Origin of the sequence: Colwellia sp. TT2012 (assembly GCF_001440345.1) — a bacterium.
Classification (GTDB): Bacteria; Pseudomonadota; Gammaproteobacteria; order Enterobacterales; family Alteromonadaceae; genus Colwellia.
Window position 1 is genome coordinate 1 of the sequence record NZ_LJYX01000043.1, and the last position, 1872, is coordinate 1872.

At 49.3% G+C, this 1872-nt stretch carries 1 rRNA gene; it reads left to right on the forward strand.

Features of this window, described 5'->3' with window-relative positions:
• Positions 1-245 precede the first annotated feature (245 nt).
• Positions 246-1790, forward strand: a 16S ribosomal RNA gene (locus ASU03_RS18465).
• Positions 1791-1872 lie beyond the last annotated feature (82 nt).

Sequence of the window (1872 nt, forward strand, 5' to 3'; positions counted from 1 at the left end):
TTTCTTTAACAATTAGTTATCATGCAATTTGTGTGGACACTCACATTAATGTTGTTTTACATAGTTTTCCTTTCGGGGAGAACAAAAACGCTTAATGAATGATGTTCATGCAAATAAATATAAGTTACTTATTTCTAGCGAGATAGGTAGCGACTATGTAATGCGATATCAACTTCGGTTGATATCACGACAGAATTCATTGAGCAGTAACACATCGCTTGCGATGAGGTTACACAAACGATTTTTAATTGAAGAGTTTGATCATGGCTCAGATTGAACGCTGGCGGCAGGCTTAACACATGCAAGTCGAGCGGAAACGATGGAAAGCTTGCTTTTCAGGCGTCGAGCGGCGGACGGGTGAGTAATGCTTGGGAATATGCCTTATGGTGGGGGACAACAGTTGGAAACGACTGCTAATACCGCATAACGTCTACGGACCAAAGGGGGGGATTCTTCGGAGCCTCTCGCCATTTGATTAGCCCAAGTGAGATTAGCTAGTTGGTAAGGTAAAGGCTTACCAAGGCGACGATCTCTAGCTGGTTTGAGAGGATGATCAGCCACACTGGGACTGAGACACGGCCCAGACTCCTACGGGAGGCAGCAGTGGGGAATATTGCACAATGGGCGAAAGCCTGATGCAGCCATGCCGCGTGTGTGAAGAAGGCCTTCGGGTTGTAAAGCACTTTCAGTTGTGAGGAAAGGTGGACGTTTAATAAACGTTCACTGTGACGTTAGCAACAGAAGAAGCACCGGCTAACTTCGTGCCAGCAGCCGCGGTAATACGAGGGGTGCAAGCGTTAATCGGAATTACTGGGCGTAAAGCGTTCGTAGGCGGTTATTTAAGCAAGATGTGAAAGCCCAGGGCTCAACCTTGGAACTGCATTTTGAACTGGGTAACTAGAGTACTGTAGAGGGTGGTGGAATTTCCAGTGTAGCGGTGAAATGCGTAGAGATTGGAAGGAACATCAGTGGCGAAGGCGGCCACCTGGACAGATACTGACGCTGAGGAACGAAAGCGTGGGGAGCGAACAGGATTAGATACCCTGGTAGTCCACGCCGTAAACGATGTCAACTAGCCGTTCGTGGACTTGATCCGTGAGTGGCGCAGCTAACGCACTAAGTTGACCGCCTGGGGAGTACGGCCGCAAGGTTAAAACTCAAATGAATTGACGGGGGCCCGCACAAGCGGTGGAGCATGTGGTTTAATTCGATGCAACGCGAAGAACCTTACCATCCCTTGACATCCAGAGAAGAGACTAGAGATAGACTTGTGCCTTCGGGAACTCTGTGACAGGTGCTGCATGGCTGTCGTCAGCTCGTGTTGTGAAATGTTGGGTTAAGTCCCGCAACGAGCGCAACCCCTATCCTTATTTGCCAGCGCGTTATGGCGGGAACTCTAAGGAGACTGCCGGTGATAAACCGGAGGAAGGTGGGGACGACGTCAAGTCATCATGGCCCTTACGGGATGGGCTACACACGTGCTACAATGGCAAGTACAGAGGGCTGCAATACCGCGAGGTGGAGCGAATCCCACAAAGCTTGTCGTAGTCCGGATCGGAGTCTGCAACTCGACTCCGTGAAGTCGGAATCGCTAGTAATCGTGGATCAGAATGCCACGGTGAATACGTTCCCGGGCCTTGTACACACCGCCCGTCACACCATGGGAGTGGGATGCAAAAGAAGTGGCTAGTTTAACCTTCGGGAGGACGGTCACCACTTTGTGTTTCATGACTGGGGTGAAGTCGTAACAAGGTAACCCTAGGGGAACCTGGGGTTGGATCACCTCCTTATCTTGAAGTAAAATTGCTTAATGGAAATCAGTTTTCGGATTGTATTTCACGAGTGTTCACACAAATTACATGATAACAAAAT